This window comes from Siphonobacter sp., assembly GCF_048595215.1.
Lineage (GTDB): Bacteria > Bacteroidota > Bacteroidia > Cytophagales > Spirosomataceae > Siphonobacter.
In genome coordinates, this window is record NZ_JBMDWJ010000041.1 from 1 (window position 1) to 21,253 (window position 21,253).

20 protein-coding genes are annotated in these 21,253 nt (G+C 47.3%); 12 read left to right on the forward strand and 8 right to left on the reverse strand.

From position 1 onward, the window contains the following. Both ACOJTG_RS02495 and ACOJTG_RS02500 read left to right on the forward strand, forming a co-directional pair. On the forward strand, window positions 1-384 hold a 384-nt coding region (locus tag ACOJTG_RS02495; protein ID WP_420152358.1), incomplete at its 5' end, for an ROK family protein. 2 nt (window positions 385-386) lie between these two features. Next, window positions 387-887, forward strand: a complete 501-nt coding sequence (locus tag ACOJTG_RS02500) for a thioredoxin-like domain-containing protein (protein ID WP_420152359.1) — start codon at window positions 387-389, stop codon at window positions 885-887. 78 nt (window positions 888-965) lie between these two features. Here the strand turns inward: ACOJTG_RS02500 and ACOJTG_RS02505 are convergent, their stop codons facing one another. Then, entirely contained in the window at window positions 966-1,862 is an 897-nt protein-coding gene (locus ACOJTG_RS02505; RefSeq protein WP_420152360.1) for an OmpA family protein, read from the reverse strand. 727 nt (window positions 1,863-2,589) lie between these two features. Between ACOJTG_RS02505 and ACOJTG_RS02510 the strand changes: the two genes are divergently transcribed. Beyond that, a complete protein-coding gene (locus ACOJTG_RS02510; protein WP_420152361.1) occupies window positions 2,590-5,244 on the forward strand; it encodes an outer membrane beta-barrel protein in 2,655 nt (884 codons plus the stop codon). 44 nt (window positions 5,245-5,288) lie between these two features. Here the strand turns inward: ACOJTG_RS02510 and ACOJTG_RS02515 are convergent, their stop codons facing one another. Next, window positions 5,289-6,581, reverse strand: coding sequence for a hypothetical protein (locus ACOJTG_RS02515; protein ID WP_420152362.1), 1,293 nt, complete (start codon window positions 6,579-6,581; stop codon window positions 5,289-5,291). Between the two features lie 423 nt (window positions 6,582-7,004). Between ACOJTG_RS02515 and ACOJTG_RS02520 the strand changes: the two genes are divergently transcribed. Beyond that, window positions 7,005-8,111, forward strand: coding sequence for a hypothetical protein (locus tag ACOJTG_RS02520; RefSeq protein ID WP_420152363.1), 1,107 nt, complete (start codon window positions 7,005-7,007; stop codon window positions 8,109-8,111). Window positions 8,112-8,287: 176 nt separating this feature from the next. On the opposite strand, the gene ACOJTG_RS02525 is transcribed toward ACOJTG_RS02520, so the two are convergent. Then, window positions 8,288-8,722, reverse strand: a complete 435-nt coding sequence (locus ACOJTG_RS02525; protein ID WP_420152364.1) for a RidA family protein — start codon at window positions 8,720-8,722, stop codon at window positions 8,288-8,290. Between the two features lie 395 nt (window positions 8,723-9,117). On the opposite strand from ACOJTG_RS02525, the gene ACOJTG_RS02530 reads away from it, so the two are divergent. The 4 genes from ACOJTG_RS02530 (at window position 9,118) to ACOJTG_RS02545 (ending at window position 12,513) form a co-directional block, all read left to right on the forward strand. Continuing rightward, window positions 9,118-9,747 carry an MCP four helix bundle domain-containing protein gene (locus ACOJTG_RS02530; RefSeq protein ID WP_420152365.1) on the forward strand — a complete coding sequence of 210 codons (630 nt, stop codon included), beginning with the start codon at window positions 9,118-9,120 and terminating at the stop codon, window positions 9,745-9,747. Between the two features lie 927 nt (window positions 9,748-10,674). Further along, window positions 10,675-11,274, forward strand: a complete 600-nt coding sequence (locus ACOJTG_RS02535; RefSeq protein WP_420152366.1) for a TetR/AcrR family transcriptional regulator — start codon at window positions 10,675-10,677, stop codon at window positions 11,272-11,274. Between the two features lie 75 nt (window positions 11,275-11,349). Next, window positions 11,350-11,892: a YceI family protein gene (locus ACOJTG_RS02540; RefSeq protein ID WP_094811593.1), complete on the forward strand. Its 543-nt coding sequence runs from the start codon at window positions 11,350-11,352 to the stop codon at window positions 11,890-11,892. 48 nt (window positions 11,893-11,940) lie between these two features. Beyond that, entirely contained in the window at window positions 11,941-12,513 is a 573-nt protein-coding gene (locus ACOJTG_RS02545) for a YceI family protein (protein ID WP_420152367.1), read from the forward strand. An 11-nt stretch (window positions 12,514-12,524) separates the two neighbouring features. On the opposite strand, the gene ACOJTG_RS02550 is transcribed toward ACOJTG_RS02545, so the two are convergent. Further along, the gene (locus ACOJTG_RS02550; RefSeq protein ID WP_420152368.1) at window positions 12,525-12,653 is read right to left on the reverse strand and encodes a hypothetical protein; all 129 of its coding nucleotides are present in this window, start codon (window positions 12,651-12,653) and stop codon (window positions 12,525-12,527) included. On the opposite strand from ACOJTG_RS02550, the gene ACOJTG_RS02555 reads away from it, so the two are divergent. From ACOJTG_RS02555 to ACOJTG_RS02570, 4 genes are all read left to right on the forward strand, one after another. After that, window positions 12,652-13,992: a DEAD/DEAH box helicase gene (locus tag ACOJTG_RS02555; RefSeq protein WP_420152369.1), complete on the forward strand. Its 1,341-nt coding sequence runs from the start codon at window positions 12,652-12,654 to the stop codon at window positions 13,990-13,992. The two genes, ACOJTG_RS02550 and ACOJTG_RS02555, sit on opposite strands and share 2 nt — an antisense overlap. Before the next feature lie 267 nt (window positions 13,993-14,259). Further along, window positions 14,260-14,874 carry an RNA polymerase sigma-70 factor gene (locus tag ACOJTG_RS02560; protein WP_420152370.1) on the forward strand — a complete coding sequence of 205 codons (615 nt, stop codon included), beginning with the start codon at window positions 14,260-14,262 and terminating at the stop codon, window positions 14,872-14,874. 28 nt (window positions 14,875-14,902) lie between these two features. Next, window positions 14,903-15,907, forward strand: a complete 1,005-nt coding sequence (locus tag ACOJTG_RS02565; RefSeq protein WP_420152371.1) for a FecR domain-containing protein — start codon at window positions 14,903-14,905, stop codon at window positions 15,905-15,907. 40 nt (window positions 15,908-15,947) lie between these two features. Continuing rightward, window positions 15,948-17,846: an STN and carboxypeptidase regulatory-like domain-containing protein gene (locus tag ACOJTG_RS02570; RefSeq protein WP_420152372.1), complete on the forward strand. Its 1,899-nt coding sequence runs from the start codon at window positions 15,948-15,950 to the stop codon at window positions 17,844-17,846. A gap of 202 nt (window positions 17,847-18,048) precedes the next feature. Here the strand turns inward: ACOJTG_RS02570 and ACOJTG_RS02575 are convergent, their stop codons facing one another. The 4 genes from ACOJTG_RS02575 to ACOJTG_RS02590 all read right to left on the reverse strand — a co-directional run. Then, window positions 18,049-18,591 carry a DUF4833 domain-containing protein gene (locus tag ACOJTG_RS02575; RefSeq protein WP_420152373.1) on the reverse strand — a complete coding sequence of 181 codons (543 nt, stop codon included), beginning with the start codon at window positions 18,589-18,591 and terminating at the stop codon, window positions 18,049-18,051. An 11-nt stretch (window positions 18,592-18,602) separates the two neighbouring features. Continuing rightward, entirely contained in the window at window positions 18,603-19,607 is a 1,005-nt protein-coding gene (locus tag ACOJTG_RS02580) for an NAD-dependent epimerase/dehydratase family protein (RefSeq protein WP_420152374.1), read from the reverse strand. Beyond that, on the reverse strand, window positions 19,604-20,392 hold the full coding sequence (locus ACOJTG_RS02585; RefSeq protein ID WP_420152375.1) for an SDR family NAD(P)-dependent oxidoreductase: 789 nt from the start codon (window positions 20,390-20,392) through the stop codon (window positions 19,604-19,606). The genes ACOJTG_RS02580 and ACOJTG_RS02585 overlap by 4 nt, the downstream gene beginning before the upstream one ends. 263 nt (window positions 20,393-20,655) lie before the next feature. Further along, window positions 20,656-21,253: glycosyltransferase (locus ACOJTG_RS02590; protein WP_420152376.1), on the reverse strand; the 598-nt coding region annotated here is incomplete at its 5' end.

A 21,253-nucleotide genomic window follows, 5' to 3' on the forward strand; every position in this document is an offset into this window, starting at 1 on the left:
GTTGTACGTCGAATTCAGCAGCTAATGAAGGAGAACGACGCGTATACTGAACAGGAAATAGCAGCGTTAACAATTGATCGCGTACTGGAGCTGGCCCAGTGGCAGGATCCCTTAGTGAGCCAGGTGATGTACGATACCGGCTTTCAATTAGGCAAAGGGCTGGCTACTGCCATTACCATTCTCAATCCCGAAATAATTATCATCGACGGAATTCTTGCCCAAGCTGGTGAGTTAATTACAAAGCCGATACAAGAAGCCATCGAAACCTATTGCATGGGAGCTTTCCTGGATAAAATCCGAGTGGAAGTTACCCGGCTTGACGGCAATGCCAAATGGATGGGCACGCATGCTTACGTCATGGAAAATATTTTAAATCTCTTGTAGACATGTACGTCTGGGTACTTCATTTTTTTCTGCTGTGGCTGGGGCCTTCCAACGCCCAGCCGCCCGCCGGTAAATTGCGGGTGCTGCTCTTTACCGATACGGAATGCCCGATTTGTCAGAAAATAACGCCGCGGGTTCAGAAGCTAGCCGATGAATACCAAGGCAGTGTTTCGTTCGAGCTTATTTATCCAACGGCTCAGCTGAAGGAATCTGAGGTCAAGGCTTTTCAACACGAATACAAGCTCAGCTTACCGCATCGGCTTGATCCTAAGCATCAATTCGTACGTCGCTATAAAGTGACCACAACCCCCGAAGTAGTACTTCTTTCGGCTACCAATCAGGTTTTATATCAGGGAAGTATTGACGATCAATTCTACCAACTGGGTTCCTACCGAATCGCTCCGCAACGGCACTATCTAAAAGAAGCACTCGAGTACAGCCTGCAGGGCAAACCTGTACCCCTGGCTTATACCAAAGCAGTGGGCTGTTTGATTAACGATTAGCTAGTTTTGAAAAAAGTACTAGGCCTATCTAACGCCAAGGAGGGGCATAAAGCCCCTCCCCGAATCTTTCTTGCTCTACTAGTTTATCTTCACTAGTTCTACGCGTCGATTCTTTGCTTTATTCTCTTCCGAATCATTCGGTACCAAAGGTTTTTGAGCACCGTAGCCGACGGCTTTCAATCGGGATTGATCGGTACCGGATACGACCAACGCCTTAAGTACAGTTTTAGCCCGATCTTCCGATAACTTTTTATTATGATCGGCATTGCCGGTATCATCCGTGTGACCTTCAATGCTGATTTTGAGTCCTTTATCACTTTTTAGTACCTTTTCGATTTCTTGTACTGCTTCTTGGCCTTCAGGCTTCAACGTAGCTTTATCGACATCAAAGTTGATGTATAGGACCGCTTTCCCTTTTTCAGCCAACTGGCTTTGGATTTGATCGGCTTTCAGCAGAGTGATGGTTTGCTTGAACGCTTCCTTTTGCAGGATATTGAGTTTACCGGAAGCACTGTTTCCGCTGAGCTGGATATAGATGTCTCCCCCATCTGCTCGGTGAATGACATACACTTTTATGTTTTCGCCATCATAACCAATCGAGCCATCCTCACCTAAATAGGAAGCCTGATTATGGTAACGTTCGTACTCGGCTTTCGTAATTTCGCCATCGAATATCTTGACGCCCCCCACTTTGGTAATCGCGTCGTCATAGCTTTTCTCAAAATAGGGCTGCGACCACTCTTCGGTACTACCTGGTTCAGTGACAATGTAACTTTTCCAGACTTTCCCCTCGAGCGGAGTCATAACACCGTTGATGGCAAAAAACAGCTTATCATAACTCCGCTGGACGGGCTTATTTTGTTCGACTAAGCCCTTGGGAAGACTGAAAAAGGGAAAGGCTTCAAGCGGATGGGTAGATACCGGAATGCTATTAATATCAAAAGATTGGGAAGCCTCTGCGTTAGGAACCTCCATTTTTTGTTCCGCTTCAGTGGATTGTGCGGTATCCTTGGCTTTTTGATCTTCTTTGCTAGCATTGTGGCAAGAGGTACTTGCAAGAACGCAACAAAGGCAAGCCAGTGTAAGCAGTGATTTGAAGGGTCTAATCATAGTCAATGGTACGTTTAACGTATGTTAGTAAATTTAAGAAAGGGTGAGAATGTCGGCAGCTTTGCATTAAATAGTCCGACAGCCGCATTTTTTTAACGGCTGCAAATTGGGCATTACTTAAATATGAACGCAAACGTAAGCTGATCTACGGCAAATAGGGAAGGTGTTCTGCCGATACTATGGACAGACGGTTGGTGAGACAGGCATGCTGAGTCCATGTTTTGAAGGTTTAGGATAAGACCTGATTGGTACAAATCGTTGGTTTTTCTGAATACTGATTCATTTTTCCAGGAAATGTCAAACTGTCTTATACGATTTTCTTTCTTTAAAAGATGGCCGGACCTACTGCTCTTTACTAATAAAATAAAGGAATACCGCTTCTCCCAAAGACGTAAGGAATCTGTACTCGTATGATCTTAAGCAGGTTTAGCCGTTTGTTAGATTAACGTAAGTACATCGTTTACTTTTAATTCGGTGAGCTTGGACTAGATAAATTTACTAAGTAGGTCATTTGAACCAGGCAACGGTCTTGTATTCAATCCAAAGCATTTGCCATCTTTGTCAAAAGTATAGTAAGCTTATTCGGTAAACCATGCGACTGCTTTTTGTTTTGGGATTGATCTGTGGAGCTTGGCAATGGGCGAGTGGGCAGGTACAGATCAAGGGTCAAATTCAGGACTCTACCAGTCACGCGGCTTTATCGGATGCCAGTATCACTTTGTTTTCTTTTCCTGATTCGGTACTAATCAAAGGAACCCGTAGTAATGAGGCCGGTCAGTTTGTTTTACCAGCCGTTGCCAAAGGCAGCTACTGGCTCATCGTTACGTACATTGGTTATCAGATGCGTAGTACTTCGCTGCGGGTATCCAATTCAACCTATCAACTCGACCCCATCCGTTTACAAGCCAACGCCCGCGATTTGGCGGAGGTAGTCATTCGGCGGCAACTTCCACCCGTGACGGTCAAAAAAGATACGATCGAATACAATCCACAAGCCTTTCAGACGGAACCTAGTGCCGTTGTTGAAAAACTTCTTAGTAAACTGCCCGGCATCACGGTTGATAAAGAGGGTAACATCAAAGCACAAGGGCGGGAGGTTGCCCAAATTTTAGTGGATGGGAAACCTTTTTTTGATGGTGATCCTAAAATGGCTACCAAAAATCTTCCCGTTGATCTAGTGGAGAAAATTCAGCTGATTGATCAGAAATCGGAAAAGACTCAACTTTCGGGAATGGATGATGGTACCCGGAATAAGACCATTAATATCGTTACCAAGAAAGACCGTAGGAAAGGACTTTTCGGCGATCAGGAACTAAGCGGTGGCCCGGATCAGAGCGGAGGTACACCCCGTTATTCGGCCCGGCTGAATCTGAACCGTTTTCAGGAGGCTAAACAGATTTCCGTCATCGCTCAAATCAACAATACGAATAATGGTCCGGGTAGTAGTAGTTCCATCAACCGGACGCTACTCGGTGGTTTGAATTATCAAGATCGCTGGGGTAAAGGTACGAATTTGGGCCTGAGCTATCGTGGTAACCGCATTAAGTCCCGCAATGAGCAACAAAGCCTGCGGACCTACGCCTTGCCCGATACGTCTTATCTTTTGCGGGAATCAAGTCTGTCTGATGCCGAAAATGGGAGCCATACGCTGAACATGCACTTTAATCAGGAAATAGACTCGTTGACGAGCTTGCGAGTGTACTCATCGTTTATGCTCCAGCAGTCCCGTAACCGTTCCGACCGCTATTCCCAAACCTTTCCAACGGGTACCGATTTCACAAATCCGATCAATGAGAGTCGCACGGAGAATACGAGCGACGGTACCGGAATCAGCGGTTCAACGAATGTCAGTTTTAATCGTAATTTTTTGAAAAAGGGAAGAAATCTGCTGCTGAACTATACTCTTTTTCTGAATCGGCAGCAGAACAGCGGGCTTACTAGATCAGTCAATGAATATTTTGGTAAACGACAGAATTTAGTAGTTAATCAGCAAAATGAACAGTTGACTCGCTCGACTCGTCATCAGGTCAATGCCGCATTCAGCGAGCCGCTTTCGGAAGCGAACCGGCTTGAATTCCATTATCAATTTCAGAGTAACCCGGGGTTTTCCAATCGGGAAGTACGCGACTTTAACGAAATGAGTCAGCAGTACGATCGGCGGAACGACTCGCTTTCCAACCGCTTTCGGTCCAGTTACCCCAGCCACGCAGCGGGCTTGCTGTTCCAGCGAAATCAAGGAAAAAATTTGTTTAATCTTGGCTTAGACGTACAGCGAGCTCAGTTGAAGAGTATCTCCCTGAACCGGACGATTAGCAAGGAGTTCATTAGCCTGTTGCCCGTTGCGATGATGAGTATCAACCTGAAAAACGACCGTTATTTTCGGATTAATTATCAGGGGCAAACCCAAGCCCCGAGTGTGGACCAATTACAGCCCGTCGCTAATAATACCAATCCTTTATTGATTCAACGGGGTAATCCTAACCTGAGGCAAGAGTTTACGCATTCACTTAACTTCAATTACAATGCCTTCAACCCTACGACCTTCGAAAATTTCTTTGTGAATGTCAATGCTAATCAGGTGACGAATAAGATAGTAGAGTCCGTTCGTTTTGATCAGCAGGGTGTGCAGACCACTTTGCCTATTAATACCAATGGCCATTATTTGTTGTCAGGTAATGTAAACTATGGTCGGCAGCTTCAGGGACTGAAACTACACCTGAGTACGGGCTCGTCGGTTACGTATAATCGGAGCCTTACCTTCGTCAACGATCAGATCAATCAGTTGAATACCGTGATGATAAGTCCGGAGCTTCAGCTCAACTCATCCTTCGAGAAACAACTCGGCTACAATCTTCGATCGACGCTTACGTATCAGGCAGCCCGGTATTCGCTGCAAAGTCAGCGAAATACTTCCTTTGTGAATACCTCCATTTCGGGGACTTTCTATTACGAATGGAATTTTCACCTACGGTTTAGTACCGATGCAACTTATCAGAGTTATGGTGGCAATACGGCTGGTCCGGCTCAGCGATACACCCTTTGGAATGTTTCTCTGAGTCAGAAATTTTTGAAAAAGCAACAGGCGGAAATCCAGTTATTCGTTTTTGATTTGCTTAAGCAGAATACCAACGTCAGCCGAAATGTTACGGAGTTGTACACCGAGGAACGACAAAACCGAGTTTTATCGCGGTACTTTCTGGTAAGCTTCATTTACCACTTTCGCAACTTTGGCGGAGGGACTCCCTAATTTAAAACAGCCTTTGTTAGAAAGCAGTAAGGTTAAAAGGAGGGTTATTTGTTAAAATCTTCCTCAAAAACTACGGTACCATCGAGCTGAGAAAACCGCACGAAATCCACGGAACCGGTTCCGGCAAATTCATAACCAACCCCGACAATACCTTTCCCTTCATTAGGTAAGTCAGTCTCATAGACTTTTTGACCCGCTACAAATACGCTGGCGTGTCGCTCTCGCACTTCGCAACGAACATCGACCCAGTGCGAGAGATCGGCTCCCAGTCCAGATAAATCGGTATGGGTAGCATGCACCGTATGTCCCGCTAGCTCCAGTGACAAGTCGCCAACGCAACCTTTCGCCGACAGCGGTATGGCGAAATACTCGTTCTTGCATAAAATCATGATTTCTAACCGTTGACAAATGGCAGAACCTTGTTGGTAATCACTCTTGACCCGCGTTTCGAATCGAAAATGATCACTACGAAGCCCCTCGAATTCCTTCACGTATCGGTATTGAACTCTAGGGGGCACCGGCTGCATGGAAATCGATTGCTGCTGAATGCGTGCTGCGGGTAAGCTCAAGCGACCTGATTTTATGAGCGGCTCAGCCTTAAAATACACTGGAACGGGTTCCTGCAGTACAGCTACATGCCAACCCTGGGACGGTATAAGCAGATCTTGTTCGCGTACTATTTGATCTCCAACGATAAGTTTGGCCCGAAAGTAGCCCGGCTGGTAGTAAAGGGCTGTGTGTACGTGGCCGTTTTTGGGAACCCGCTGACGCCGATTCGGATCCCACGATTGCTGGATAAAGACGGAATCGATAGGGGAGGCTTCGGCATGATAGTGAAACAATACCGAATTGGGAATGCCTGTAGCCACGTACGTGCTACTGAACGAAAAATTAGCGGAGGAAAGCGGTTGTCGCTTTGTAGTACGTAGGAAGAATGCACCGGTAATAAGCAAACCTATCAACACCCCAGCTACGAGCCATCCTGTACTGAACCGAACGTACCGATTGCTTTTAGTTTCCAGCGAATCAATCTTGGGTGAAGAGACTTCGGGAGATAAGGACTTTGTGGTGCTTTTAAAGTGTTGCCAACTGGTATAGCCTACGAACCTGGCCAAGGTGTTCAACGTGGTAGCCGTTGGTGCCGAATCATACTTCACCCGTCCCCATACCCGCTTGAGCGTAGTCACACTCAAGGATACGGCTGTTTGGTCAGCGATCTCTTCACTGAGTCGTTCGAAATCCTGCGTGGACCAGCTTTCGGCAGAACCCCAGCCTACGTTTTCTTCGATTAACTGTCGGCACCGGGCTAACCATTCACTTTCCTGGTCAATTCTCATAGACTGCGTACCTGAACGTTTTTGAACAGCACTTGAACAAGTTTGAATGGCTTGTTTTTCCTTTCCAATTCAATTTCGTGCCGCCTAAATATAAAAACAATACCTAAGGAACGGCTGGCTTTCTTCCATCATCAGCTGGGATTACGGAGTTCGGTTATTCATCCTATCCAGTGAAGAAGTTTATCGTAGCAAGCCTCTGGCTGAGACTCGTCCTTGGATAGACAAGGTCTGATTAATGAAGAGTGACAGGAGCCAGCTAGCCCATCAAGAACTTTCTGAGGAGTAGAGGGTAGGCGAGGCGTACTCAACTTTTCCGCTAGAGAACTAACAAAAGTCTTTGGGCTACTTTCTCAAGGTAGCTGTAGCTATACCAGGAGTATTGCTGTTAACAAATCGTTTTTTAAATAAACCAAACCTGATCTAATGAAATTACGAATGCTGCTTCTAGGCTTATGCTTCATCGTTACTAATGCGTGGACCCAAACTACCGTTCCTTTCGATACAACCTATTGGATGTTTGCCGGGAAAATAGCCCATGAAACCTACCGGGGACAGGCCTGTATTGAACTTACCCAGGGTAATGTGTACCTAAAAGACAGTACGTTTAAAAACGGCATTATTGAATTTGATATGGCTCTGTTGCCACATCGTTACTTTCCTGGTTTTGGGTTTCGGGTCCAGGATCAGAACAACCTTGAACTAGTTTATCTACGTCCCCACCAACTGGGTAATCCCGATGCCATCCAATATACACCCGTCTTCAAGGGCGAGGGGGCCTGGCAATTGTACTACGGCGATGGCTATTCTACCGCCGTTACGTATCCTTTGGAAGAGTGGGTACACGTTAAATTGATCGTTCAGGATTCAAAGGCGGAGGTGTACCTGGCAGAGGCAACCAAACCGGATTTCATTATTCACGCTCTAAAACATCAAGGAAGAGCAGGGCGAATTAGTCTGACCAACGAAGCCACTACTTCGGTCCGGTTTGCCAATTTTCGTTACACCCCAATGGACCCGGCTCCTTTGATAGGTCCATTCAAACCTCAGGCTTCCCCGATTCCGGGTACTGTGTTAGCCTGGCAAATTTCGAATCCTTTCGCTGAGAAACAATTGCATAATCGGTATGACCTTCCGTTTGAATTAACGCGTCGCTTAAGCTGGCAGACGTTGCTTGGTGAGCCGTCGGGACTCATCAACGTATCCCGCCTGCATCCGCTGGATAGCCTGGCTAATACCGTTTTCGCGAAAGTGACGCTAATCGCTGACCAAGCTCAAATCAAGAAATTTCAATTTGGATTTAGTGATCGGGTCAAGGTGTATCTCAACGGACAATTGGTATACGGTGGTCAGGACGTGTTTCTCTCCCGTGATTATCGGTTTCTAGGTACGATTGGCTATTTTGATGAGCTTTATTTGAGATTGAAAAAAGGTACGAACGAACTCTGGCTGGCTATCTCCGAAGACTTCGGGGGCTGGGGACTCAAAGGGTTAATTCCTGATCGAACGGGGCTAAAAGTAAAACGTGAGTAGACATTCGCATTACGTTTTCTGTAAAAAGAGCAGCCTAGAGAGGATATGGCTTTATCCTTTCTCTAGGCTGACGCCTAGCCTTGTTACTGAGAAGCTCTATACACGAAACAGTTAGAACTACAAGAGCAGGTTTCTTCTTTCGTCGATCCGCTTCACAGAAAATTACCTTCGCTGGATTATTTAGGCAAATGAGCTACTAACTCAACTTCCAGTTTTGCATCAAGCATGTAAAGCCTCGATACCTGAACCCAAGTTGCTGCCGGAAAATCTCCCTTATAAAATGCTTTTCTTACGGAGTTATACCTTTTCATGGCTTCAAGGTCCGTTGTATATAAATTCTCTTTTACTACATTTTGAAAAGTAGCCCCGTAGCTTTTTAGGGATTTTTCCAAAGCTTCATATACTTGTCGTATCCCTTCGGGTGTAACCTTAGAGCTTACCGCACCAGAAATGTATAGAATATTATCCACCCTCAGTACTTGTGCGTACCCGGCAGTGGTATCCTGTTTGGAAGGGTTACCCCAATGCCATTTTTCTTTAGTAATGTCATGGCTTTGTGAATAGCAGCTAACATACATGCAGGCAAAAAACAGAGACAATACGATTTTCATGATTGATGTAATGAGTTGTTGAACGAACGGCTATAGGTAAGACTCTCAAAACTAGGAACTTTTACTTTGAATGTTCCATCACATTTGCTTGAATGAGCGGATACTCTTCTTTGAGTAGTTTATCTAAAGCAAATACGACGGGCGGTTTACTAGGTCTTTTTTTGCAAAACAATCAAGTTCAGACGTGGTTTTCCGATAAAGTCATTCTTGTTGGCTCAACCCATAAATTGGCAGCAATTCATAGCATTTTACTCACTATTTGTTTGCTATTTCTTATATTGGGCATCAAGCTTAACTAATTACAACTCATATTTTGTCCCGTTTTGATTGGTGGGTGGATGCTTTGCTTTCCGCTTGGTTTCTGTCAGACTACCATCATTAGCTTTATTTATGCCATGGAAAAACCTCGTAATAAGCCAATTCTCAGAAACTCTTTATTGATTGCCAGTCTGTTGGGTCTAACCTTGACTAGTATCTTTCTTAGCCGTCGTAGCGTTTCTCAAATTCAGCAAACATCGGCTTCCATTTACAAGGACCGCCTAGTGCCAACTGCCATTATTGCTAAATTGACCTCCCAAGTATATAGTAAACGGCTTCAGCTCGAATCCTACGTACTCAGCAAAACGAATCCGCAGCCTAGTTCCGTAGCCTTTGCTCTGGATCGTTCCAATCGGCAGATCGATTCGTTGATGACTGAGTTCGTTGCAACGAATTTGACCCATAGAGAAGCAGAGCAATTTGAGTTGCTTAAACAACGGCTGGAAATTTATACGCAGTTAGAAAAAGATTTAATTAAAAACTTGGCCAATACACCGCAGGCTCAGCAAATTCTTTTCGTTGGAACTGGAAATACGGCATTCAGCCAGGTGAATCAATCATTGGCCGATTTGTCGGCTTTGCAATTGAAGGTAGGCGAGGAGTTGCTCAACCAATCCAATGGCCAGTCAAACTACATTTATGTATTAACGGCCTTACAAATCGGCCTCGTACTGGTGATCTCATTACTACTATTCTGGAAGCTTTGATCTAGCTCCGGCCGATAGATTTGTTTGTACCTTCGTAGTAAGTAGTAAAAGGTACGTTGCTCTTTAAAAGGCAGCGTACCTTTTACTTTATTCGGACGAAAAGTACATCTTCATTTGGTGATTACTCCGATCAAAAATGTATCCACCTAGATAGTAAACATTGAACCGATTACCCCTTGCAGTGACGTAAGGCTTGTTCATTTCTACCTCTGTATTCAGGCAAGTAGCGACGAATATGCTAACAAGCATATGAGAATTAGAAAACGTTTCATCTAAAGATTACCCAGGTTACTATTTAAAATAATATACGTAACTGTTTCATAATTTAAGTTATGTTAAATAGTGTTTTCGGTATGACGTCAGCTTACAGATGAACTCTCCTATTCTATTCATGAATGTAGGGAAAAGTATTAGCATGATCTGTTCAGAAATTGTAAGTAGGTAATGAGTGAAAGATGCCCGATTTGCTAGTGCCACTTATGAGGTGATAGGTTTGACTCTTTCTTAATCAATGTAAATAAGTTATTCCTAATTGGTAGAGTTTATGGTGAGATTTAGCATACGTCTGTCGTAGGCATGTTTCTTAAAAGCATGCCTACGACACTTGCCTACCTATACATCAATGAAACCCAAATAGTAGGATAGAAAAGCATGCAATAGGCTTGTATATTCGGCATGGAAATAGGGTTAGTTTCAATAGAACAAACAAATAGATACTTGTAAAATAGATTAATCATAGGTAGATACTATAAAGCCATAGCCTATTAAGCACCTATCAAATTCGCAAAGTAATTATTATAACGTTTTATAAACGTTATAATAATTATAAACGTGTAATGCAGTTCTAGAATGATTATATACACATACCTACCGAACTTAATAGATCTGTATCCAGTTAACACCGTTAGAAAATTTATCAGAAAGTCATTGGGTATTGTTGAGCGGAAAATACGGCAGAAACAGGAAGTCAGAAGTAGCATCTTGCTAGCGGCCTGGCAACTGGTAGAACGGGAAGGCTGGCAGGCTCTTTCAATCCGCAAAATTGCGGATGCCATTGAATACAGTATTCCGGTCATTTACCAGCACTTTGATAATAAGGAAGCGATTCTTCTGGAATTCATTAAACAAGGTTTTGGGTTACTGACCCAGGAATTGCAGGTTGCACGGACGATTTCTCCCCTCCCCTCGCAGCAGCTTATGGACATGGCCCGGGCGTATTCGAAGTTTGCTTTCGAGCACAAGCATTACTATCAGCTCATGTACGGAATGGGCATGCCCGCCTGTGAAACCGTTAATCAGGTTGAGGAAATGCAGGCTTTTAGTCAGGTCTTGCTTCAGGTTATTGGCGAAGCCATTGCCCTGAGCCAGCATCCGGCAACGAATGACTTTCTGAAATTTCATACTTACTGGTCGATTTTACACGGATTAGTAAGCATTCAAATGATTGAATCGCAGCAAGGCCCTAATGGCTGGCATAATCAGGTACTGGAAGATGCCGTAAACGGATTTATTCAATCGCTGAATTAATTTTTTTATTTTTTAGTTAACAGTGTTAGTTTTTATATCATAGTAATTTTTCATCCATTTTTTAACTTTCTTTCTATGTCAACGCTTACGAAATGGGCTGTAGACCCCCTACACTCCGAAGTTCAGTTTAAAGTGAAGCACCTGGTGATTTCTACGGTAACGGGTTCATTCAACAACTTTACCGGTGGAGCTACTACCAATGATGATTTCAGCGATTTTTCAGGAGCTGAAATTCACTTCTCACTCGACGTGAACAGCATCGATACCAATCAGGCCCAACGCGACGAACACTTGAAATCGGCTGAATTTTTTGACGCTGAAACCTATCCCCACATTTCCTTCCTATCTACCTCTTTCCAGAAAGTTAAAGGCGATGTTTATAAATTGACGGGTAACCTGACCATGAAAGGCATTACCAAACCCGTGGAAGTAACCGCTGAATACGGTGGATCTGCCAAGGACGCGTACGGAAATACCAAGATTGGTTTTGAAGTAACCGGCGTAGTGAATCGGAAAGAATTTGGCCTGACTTACAACGCGTTAACTGAAACGGGTGGTCTGGCATTGGGCGAAGACATCAAATTGATTGCGAACATTCAATTGGCTCCGCAGGCTTAATTCAGATTTTTTATACCTTTGGCCCACGCACTAACGTAAACCAATACAATGAAAAAACTAGCTTTATCGCTGCTGTTCACGGCTTTCTCACTGGCCAGTATGGCTCAGTCTACCTGGAAGGTGGACAAGAATCACGCTCAGCTGAAATTTGACGTAACCCACACGGGTATTTCAACCGTATCCGGAGCATTTACGGATTTTGATGCCACCGTTACGGCCACGAAAGAAGATTTTAGCGATGCCACGTTTGAGTTCACGGGCCAGACGGCTTCCATCAATACCGGTGTAGAAAAACGCGACGCTCACCTGAAATCACCGGATTTCTTCGACGCTGCCCAGTACCCGACTCTGACGTTTAAGAGCACCTCGCTTAAAAAAGATGGGTCAGACAAATACAAACTGATGGGTAATCTGACGCTTCATGGCGTTACCAAGCCCGTGACGTTGGATTTGTGGTACCGCGGAACGATTACGAATCCGAACAATAAGAAACAGTCTGCTGGCTTCCGGGCTACGGGCACGATCAAGCGTAGTGATTTCGGTATTGGCTCGAAATTTCCCGCTAACATGCTTAGCGAAGAAGTCATGATTACCGCTGACGGAGAATTTGGCAAACAATAAGCTATTCTCTTTCAACGCCAGGAAACCCGGCTTTCTGAGTCGGGTTTCTTGCGTTTAACCGGGAGGCTACTGCCCAGCTTTTCGTACTTTTGTACCTTCATCCGCAGCGAAAGACCTGCCATCAAACGTAAACAAGCCATGACATTCGAAGAATTAAACCTACACAAACCGCTTTTAAACGCACTGGAAGACTTGGGTTATACTACGCCCACGCCTATTCAAGAGAAGGTTTTTTCAGTCGTAATGTCGGGAAAAGATGTTTGCGGGCTGGCACAAACGGGTACGGGGAAAACGTTCGCCTACCTCCTCCCCCTACTTCGGAACTATCAATTTTCAAAAGATCGCCTGCCCCAGCTTTTAATTTTGGTACCGACGCGTGAGCTGGTGGTACAGGTCGTGGAAGCGGTGGAACAACTAAGTAAGTACCAAACCCTTGCGGTACTGGGTGTATACGGTGGCGTGAATTTGAAAACGCACGTAGCCGAACTCAAAAAAGAAGTGGATGTACTGGTAGCGACGCCCGGCCGCCTAATCGATCTGATTTCAACGGGTACGCTGAAAACCAAAACGATCAAGCGACTGGTGATTGACGAAGTGGACGAAATGATGAATCTGGGCTTCCGCTCGCAGCTAACGACCATCCTGGATTCACTTCCCGCCAAACGCCAGAACCTATTATTCTCCGCCACCATGACGGAAGAAGTAGATACGTTGATTCAGACGCACTTTACCAGTCCCGTTTTCGTGGAATCTTCGCCCGTCGGTACGCCGCTGGATAATATCGAACAGTCGGCCTATCCGGTTCCCAACTTTCTAACGAAAGTAAACCTGCTGGAATACCTGCTTCAACACGACGAAAGCCTGCGGAAAGTACTCGTCTTTATCGCGACCAAAAGTCTGGCTGACCGTTTGTTCGAACAACTCGAGGAGCAATTTCCCGAACAGGTTGGCGTCATTCACTCCAACAAAGCCCAGAATTATCGTTTCAATACCGTACAGGCCTTCAAAGAAGGTCAGTTACGCATCCTGATTGCTACCGATTTAATTGCCCGTGGCCTTGATATTTCGGAAGTATCCCACGTCATCAACCTCGACGTCCCTGAAATTCCGGAAACCTATATCCACCGCATCGGCCGTACGGGTCGGGCGGATCAGAAAGGTATTGCACTGACCTTCGTTACCCCGGTAGAAACGGAATATCGGAAGGCCATCGAAACCCTGATGGGAGTTCCCATTCCCGAACGTCCCCTGCCCGAAGACCTTGTCATTACGCAGGATCTTATTTCGGAGGAAATTCCCAAAGTCGTTCACAAGATCGTACCCATTAAATTGCCTCCTCAAGAAACGGTTGGACCCGCTTTTCACGAAAAAAGTGCGAAAAATCAGAAAGTGAACGTGCGACGTAATCACGCCGAAGAGATGATGAAAAAATACGGGAAGCCCATCAAGAAAACACGTAATAACAATAAACCCCGGTAAGGGACGGGTACAATTCAGTCCCCTCCCCCTACCTCTGAAACCTGGAAAGACGCAGTTCATTCGCATCACACGTTTCCCGGCGGGTTTCTTCCCGTACCTTTCGAAGGGGATGATGCCGTCTGGCGGACCGGATGCAACGGTTTTCGCGGAAGAATCATCCTTGTCTCAATTTCGGTTTTACCCACGCGGGGACTTCATTCCTGTTTTTTTTCTTCGATCCGTAGGGTACAACCGTTTTCAGTTGTCATAACTCCGAAAGGCCCAGTAATGAATGGTAGGTCTAATCCGTTTGTAAAACCAGATGATCGTTCCTTAACCGATCAGGACATCCTGCGATCCATCCAGCAGGGTGATCAACGTACGTACGAAACGCTCTTCCGGCATTATTACGCTTCGCTGTGTCAGTACGGGTTTTCCTTTCTCAAAGATTGGGAAGACGCGGAAGAAATCGTGCAAAGCGTGTTTGTAACGATCTGGGAAAAACGGCAGTCGCTAACGATTGAAACCTCCCTGAAATCGTACCTGTATCGGGCGGTACACAATCGTTGCCTGAATCGTATCAAACATCTGGCCATTCAGGCGGAATACCAGCAGTATAAGTTTGCCGAAGCCAATGCCTCGGAAGCTCCGGCCCAGGCATTGATGGCTTCCGAACTATCCGAACGCCTGCAGGCGGCCATCCAGCGGCTTCCTGAACAATGTCGGCTCATTTTTACGATGAACCGCTTTGAAGAATTGAAGTACCAGGAAATTGCCGATCGGCTGGGCTTATCCGTAAAAACGGTTGAAAACCAGATTGGTAAGGCGTTACGGATTTTACGCGTCGAGCTGGCCGAGTACCTGCCTTTGTTCATCCTGTTAGGCATTCACGCATATGATTAACTTATACTCTAAAACACGGGCTTAAGCCATGGATAGCGATTCTCACGAACCCATTGAGGATGGGCTCATTGGCAAATACCTGGCGGGCGAAACCAATGAGGAAGAAACCCAGCGGGTTCGCAAGTGGCTCAGCGAATCCGATGCCGAACGCGAAATGCAGCGTTTCGAAAAAATCTGGGAAACGAGCCGAAACCTCCAAACCCGCCCGCCCGTCGATGCGGATGCGGCCTGGGAAAAACTACGAAACCGAATCCATGAACCCGCACCGGTAGCCGACACCCCCGTACGTCGATTCACCCCCTGGCGTACTTCCATTGCGGCGGCCGTGGTACTTGTGGTGGGACTGGGCTGGTTATTCTGGACGCTTCAGCGAAATGCTTCCGTACCGCAACTGGCTTTTACGGCTACGGATCATTCTACGGTACATGAATTGCCGGATGGCAGCAAAGTGTGGCTGAATCGTAACAGTAAGCTCGAATATCCCGAAACCTTTGCCGACGATTTCCGTTCGGTGGTATTGACGGGGGAAGCCTTTTTTGATATTACGCCGAATAAAGAGAAACCATTCCGTATTCAAGCCAGTCAGACGACCGTGCAGGTGGTAGGGACCTCGTTTAGCGTACGAGCCTATGATCCGAATGTACGGGTAGCCGTGCGAACGGGGAAGGTTGTATTCAAAGCCCGCAATGCGGAAGTGACGCTCGTCAAAGATCAACAGGCCACGTTTGACGCCCAGGCGGCTACCATGCAGAAAACCGAACGCCTCGACCCGAATGTATTTACCTACCAAACGGGTAAAGCGGTTTTTGATAACGCGACACTCCGTGAAGTGGTACAGATGATCCATGAAGTGTATCAGGCCGATGTGCAACTTGGGAACGAATCGCTTCGAAACTGCCCCACCACGATCGCGTTTGATCGAACCAAAGATACGCTGGAAAATCTTCTTCAGGCCATCGCCGACTCACACGGACTGACCATTCGTCGCCAGGGTACGCAGTTCATTTTTGAAGGTACAGGTTGCTCGCCTTAAGCAGCCTTGCCTTCGCCCACCTTCCTTCAATCTTCTGAAAATGATTCGCCTGCTTTTTGTCCTGCTCGTCGCCTGGGGCTGTACGCCGGCCTGGGGGGAAGTACCCCCGCTGGAGCGGCTCGTTTCCCTGGATGTTCATAATGAACGCCTGCCTCAGGTGCTCCAGGTGCTTAGTCAGCGGGGGAATTTCAACTTTTCGTATCACTCTGCCCTTATCTCCGAAAACCGATTGGTGACCCTGCGAGCCACCAACGTCAGTGTACGCGAAGCTCTGGATCAGTTATTCAAAGGCACCCTTCAGTACCATTCCCGGGGTAATCACATCGTTCTTCGGGCCAGTCCAGAACCAGATGCTGAGGAAACGCCTAAACATTTTTACCTCGAAGGATACATTACCGACGAACACACGGGCCACAAAATTACTCAGGTTTCCGTCTACGAAAAAACGACTTTCACCGCCGCCCTTACCGACGCCTACGGCTTTTACCGGATCAAATTATCCACCAATCTTCCGCAGCTTTTACTCGAAGTCCGGAAACAACATTACGTGGGGGAAACGATCCGGGTACGTTCCCGGCAAAGTCATACCCTGAACATACGTCTGGCTCCGTTCATCGTCACCCGTACTCTGCCGCCATTACCCATCCGACAGTCAACCGACACCAGTACCCGACGAACCGTTGCTACGCCACAGGTTATACGACTTAGTTCACCGGATTCCGTACCAAGATCCCGCATTTCGCTTTGGAAACGCAGTAAAAACAGATTTACCGACTGGTTGATGTCTACGAAATCGGCCATTCATGAAAGTAACCTATCGGGTGACACCCTGCACCGTCAGACCCAGGTTTCGGTACTGCCTTTTCTGGGAAGCAATGCAACGCTGAGTGCCCGGGCCATCAATGATTTATCGTACAACGTGCTGCTGGGCTATTCGTTGGGCGTGAATGAAGTAGAAATTGGGGGTTTAGGTAACGTAGTACGCGGCAATGTCCACGGCGTACAGGTAGCAGGTATCGCGAACCTGGTAGGCGAACGGGTAGAAGGCACGCAACTCGCGGGTATCGGTAATATCATTCGCCGTGATATGCGGGGTTTCCAGGGTGCGGGTATCGGAAATATTATAGGCGGTGATCTCTCGGGCGTACAACTAGCCGGAGTCGGAAATATTATGATCGGTAGCCTGCATCACGGCGTACAACTCGGGGGCGTAGCAAACCTGATCATCAATGAAAGTCTGGGTACGCAGGTGGCGGGTGTGGGTAACATTCGGGTAGGTCCGGCAACGGGTGTCCAATTGGCGGGTATTTTAAACATTGCCGCCAGCGACCTGAACGGCTGGCAACTCAGTAGTGCGTTGAATTATAGTCGACACATCAAGGGTGGCCATCAGATTGGCTTGCTGAATATGGCCGGATACGCCGAAAAGGCCCCGTATGGCCTCTTTAGCTACGTGCACCGAAACGGATATCGGCGACTGGAAATTTCCACCAATGAAGCCAGTCGGGTCAATCTGACGTTTAAAACGGGCCATCGGGGGTTCTACAATATTCTAACCGTAGGTTCCAATCTCGATGCGGAACCGCGACCTGCCTGGAGTTTTGGTTACGGCTTCGGAACGGCCATAGACTTGAAAAAAGGCTGGATGCTGAATGTGGATTATACCACGAACTTCCGACTGCCCGCCCAGTGGCAAAGCTTTGAAGAAGGCCGCTTCCTGGGCCGATTTGAGCTGGCTGTCGAAAAGAAAATCAGCCACGGACTGGCCGTGGCCGTGGGGCCAACGTTCAACCTGTCTTCGTTTGATGCGGATAGTCGGCACGAAATCCGGCCCACCTATAGCCTACCCGCGTTTTCGGCGTATACCCTTTTCCCGGATTTCTCGGTACAGGGATGGGTAGGTTTCCACGTCGGTCTACGCCTATGCAACCGGAAGTAACGTTGCTTTCCATACGTCCCTTCCGGTCAGCAGCCCAAGGGGGGCCAAAAAGGATGACAAACGCCTGCCGAATGTTTTTACTGCGTCGAACTCCTTTCCAGAGGTTCACCCATTCGTAAACGTACTGAAGTGGGCAGCCAGTGCCGCCTATAGCTGCGTATAGTTTGAGGATTCAGGACTGAAAGGAAAAACTCGCGGGATTTTAGGGAATGATGCGTTCATAAACGGCTCGCCCGCTTTCCGGGTCCACGCCGAACATTTCTACGTACTTGACTTTGGGTACCAACCGGGCTTTGGGATCCAGTTGTACGAAGACTTTTTGCAGACAGGCCCGCTGCCCACTAATCGTCGTCATAGCCACCACTTTCCCCTGATGGTACTGGACCTTTAAGACCCGTTCGGGAAAAGCATTCAATCGTACCTCGTAGGATTCACCGGCCATCGGCTGGTGCGTATAGCCGTAGGCCAGCTGCCATTGGATGCGGGAGAGATCTTCCCTTTGCCCCTGCTCAGCGTAGCGAATCCAGTATACTTCGACGGGCTTATTCGGGTTCAACTTTCGGTCCGCCGATTCGTTGGCTTCGTAGACTACCGTATTGGCATCTTTGCTGCGTTGCAAATAAAACAACTGCCGCGATGCCGTTTTCGGTGAAAGAGTTGCTTTGCCTGGAACGATCGTCGTGGCCTGAGCGAAACTGTGAAGAATCAAACCGAGTATGAGGAGAAAAGAAACGAATGTTTTCATGGCTTATGGATTTACGATTGAAAAGCGTTAATGAAGGATTCCCCTTGAAACCAATGAATCGTATCACGAACGGAATCCTGAAAGGGAGTACTCATCAGTCCCAGTTCCTGTCGGGCTCGCTGGCCGCTGTAGTAATTGTCCTGGGTAACGAGCACGGTATTGATGTAATTAAGTCGCAACGGATGGCCAAGCAACCGTTCAGCGAATGTGCCTAGTCGCCCCACCGATCGCATGAGTTTGCGGGGCATGGGAATCAGGGAACGTTTCTCGGGAAGTAGACTCGCTACGGTTTCAAAGAATACTTCGTACGGTACGTTGGTAGCAGCCAGTAAATAACTTTCCCCAATTCGACCCTTTTGCAGAGCTTGTACGGTAGCGTCCGCGGCATCGCGTACATCAATGAAATTCTTACCCCCACTACCCGGAAAAAAGACGCGTCGATTCTTTAATACATAACTGATCAATGCTCCCGAGCTGGGTTTGAAATCGTAGGGTCCCAGCAAAAAGGTGGGATTGACGATGACGGCAGGAACGCCTTCCACTACCGCTTCGAGCACTTCCTGCTGAGCCTGATATTTGCTGGCAATGTAGCCCGACTGCATCAAGTCAAAAGCGAAGGGACTTTCTTCCGTAGCGGGATTCTCATACGTTCCCGGCTGATAAATAGCCGCTGTACTTACGTAGACCAGTCGTTGCATGGACAGGCGACGCGTTACTTCCAGAATCTGCCGTGTAGCCAAAACATTGGCGTCAAAATAAGCCTCAACGTTCGACGGATACGGCTCCGTGCGAGCGGCCGCGTGAACGATTGCCAGGCAATCGTAGGCTGCTCTTTCCAGATCCGGCAACGATGTCATCTGCCCCTGTACCCACTCTACCTGATGGTACCAGGGTAATTGACTGATCGCTTGGGGCAGGGAACGGTACATAGCCTTTACGGCGTACCCCTGCCGCAACAAAGCCCCGGCGATATGACTGCCCAGCAGTCCCGTAGCACCCGTGAGTAAAATTTTCATGCGGAGATTTCTTTACGAAGCATGAATACCAGAAGGGGTTCTCGCCAGGACCAGGGAATCCAGCGGGCGGCCCAGTACCCTACTTTATTGAGTGTACCCGGAATAATAATCGATTGGCCACGGCGTACCTGCTTTAAAGCAATCTGGGCCACCTCTTCGACGGATAAACAACTCCATTGGCCCAGCCAACCATGTTTTTGTAAGCGATTCAGGTTTTCCGCCGACGTAGGCATCGGTCCCGGATGCAACACGCTGACCTGTACGCCTTTCGCACTCAGCTCCGCCCGTAAACTGAGGGAAAACGAATAAATAAACGCCTTGGACGCCGGATATACAGTTTTGTAGGGGATGGGCGTAAACGCCGCCAGACTGGAAACATTGAGAATGTAAGACTTGGGAAATTTCAGCAGAAAGGGTAATAGCAATCGGGTCAAGAGTGCCGTTCCCGTTACGTTCAACTGAATGATGTTTTCGATCTGCTCTAAATCAGCCGTATCGAACGCTTTCGAACCGCCAATACCCGCGTTGTTAATGAGGAAATCAACCCGAAATCCGGAGGCCTCCAGCCAGCGAATGAGCTGACGAATGTTTTCCGCCTGCATTAGATTGGTTTCGTAAGTACGCACGGTTACCCCATACGTTTCAGCAAGCATTTGGGCGAGCTGAGGAAGTCCTTCCTGGGGAAGGGCGACCAGGATTAGGTCCCGGCCCTGGCTGGCTAACTCCAGGGCCAGGGCCTTCCCTAATCCTAAACTTGCTCCGGTAATCAATACATACTTTTTCATGGCTTTTATGGATGGTCTCGATTGAACGTTACTAGGACAGTTCAGCCCAGACTTCCCCCTACGAGGCCCTGAAAATTTTAAATACAAGATTGCCTTTACTGTAATCTCATTGGCTCTGACCTCTAACAACCAGTGCTTTACAAGCAAAACCCCATACTGAATGTTCAGCATGGGGTTGGTACTCTCACGTGAAGTTATAGTTGCTATAAGCTACTCCATAGCCTCGTCGTCAAGGTTTTATGCACAGGTATGAAACGTTTGTCTTAGGCAGGTTGAGCGTGAAGCTTCATCAAACCTGCCATTTCGTTCCAGACTCGATCCCAGGAATTTTCATTTAAGAAGGTATCTACTTCTTTCCGATGCGTCATGCCTTTGTCGGCCAGAGCCTGCTCCAGGGCCGCTTCAAAGCGTTCAGCAGTATCGGCAATGTGTACCCAGTTGCGGCTTCCGTAATTTCTGATTACATCGTGAATCGGCGTGGAAACAACGGGTAAGCCCGATGCCAGATACTCCGGCGTTTTGGTGGGACTGATGTATCGCGTGGCCGGACAAATCGCGAAGGGTAAAATGGCCGCATCCCAGTGAGCAAAGTACCGGGGAATTTCCTGATACGACTTCATACCCAAGTAATGCACATTAGGAGCCTTCGGCAAACTCGCCGGGTTGATTTTAACGACGGGTCCCAGGAAAATGAATTGCCAGTCGGGGCGACGCTGAGCCAGCTCTCTAACTAGTTCAATATCGAATCGTTCGTCAATCACGCCGCAAAAACCAATGCGAGGATGGGCAAAGGATTGTTGATCGACCGGATCCGGCTGCGGTTTGCGGGACTGACTGAAATGGAGAAAATCAATACTGCTG

What these genes read in the sequence shown, in the direction of transcription:
- ACOJTG_RS02530 (WP_420152365.1), top strand. Translation starts at nt 9,118, where the DNA reads ATGGAAAAACCTCGTAATAAGCCAATTCTCAGAAACTCTTTATTGATT.
- ACOJTG_RS02560 (WP_420152370.1), top strand. Translation starts at nt 14,260, where the DNA reads ATGAATGGTAGGTCTAATCCGTTTGTAAAACCAGATGATCGTTCCTTA.
- ACOJTG_RS02540 (WP_094811593.1), top strand. Translation starts at nt 11,350, where the DNA reads ATGTCAACGCTTACGAAATGGGCTGTAGACCCCCTACACTCCGAAGTT.
- ACOJTG_RS02570 (WP_420152372.1), top strand. Translation starts at nt 15,948, where the DNA reads ATGATTCGCCTGCTTTTTGTCCTGCTCGTCGCCTGGGGCTGTACGCCG.
- ACOJTG_RS02505 (WP_420152360.1), bottom strand. Translation starts at nt 1,862, where the DNA reads ATGGAGGTTCCTAACGCAGAGGCTTCCCAATCTTTTGATATTAATAGC.
- ACOJTG_RS02585 (WP_420152375.1), bottom strand. Translation starts at nt 20,392, where the DNA reads ATGAAAAAGTATGTATTGATTACCGGAGCAAGTTTAGGATTAGGGAAG.
- ACOJTG_RS02520 (WP_420152363.1), top strand. Translation starts at nt 7,005, where the DNA reads ATGAAATTACGAATGCTGCTTCTAGGCTTATGCTTCATCGTTACTAAT.
- ACOJTG_RS02565 (WP_420152371.1), top strand. Translation starts at nt 14,903, where the DNA reads ATGGATAGCGATTCTCACGAACCCATTGAGGATGGGCTCATTGGCAAA.
- ACOJTG_RS02510 (WP_420152361.1), top strand. Translation starts at nt 2,590, where the DNA reads ATGCGACTGCTTTTTGTTTTGGGATTGATCTGTGGAGCTTGGCAATGG.
- ACOJTG_RS02545 (WP_420152367.1), top strand. Translation starts at nt 11,941, where the DNA reads ATGAAAAAACTAGCTTTATCGCTGCTGTTCACGGCTTTCTCACTGGCC.
- ACOJTG_RS02500 (WP_420152359.1), top strand. Translation starts at nt 387, where the DNA reads ATGTACGTCTGGGTACTTCATTTTTTTCTGCTGTGGCTGGGGCCTTCC.
- ACOJTG_RS02515 (WP_420152362.1), bottom strand. Translation starts at nt 6,581, where the DNA reads ATGAGAATTGACCAGGAAAGTGAATGGTTAGCCCGGTGCCGACAGTTA.
- ACOJTG_RS02575 (WP_420152373.1), bottom strand. Translation starts at nt 18,591, where the DNA reads ATGAAAACATTCGTTTCTTTTCTCCTCATACTCGGTTTGATTCTTCAC.
- ACOJTG_RS02525 (WP_420152364.1), bottom strand. Translation starts at nt 8,722, where the DNA reads ATGAAAATCGTATTGTCTCTGTTTTTTGCCTGCATGTATGTTAGCTGC.
- ACOJTG_RS02580 (WP_420152374.1), bottom strand. Translation starts at nt 19,607, where the DNA reads ATGAAAATTTTACTCACGGGTGCTACGGGACTGCTGGGCAGTCATATC.
- ACOJTG_RS02550 (WP_420152368.1), bottom strand. Translation starts at nt 12,653, where the DNA reads ATGGCTTGTTTACGTTTGATGGCAGGTCTTTCGCTGCGGATGAAGGTA.
- ACOJTG_RS02555 (WP_420152369.1), top strand. Translation starts at nt 12,652, where the DNA reads ATGACATTCGAAGAATTAAACCTACACAAACCGCTTTTAAACGCACTG.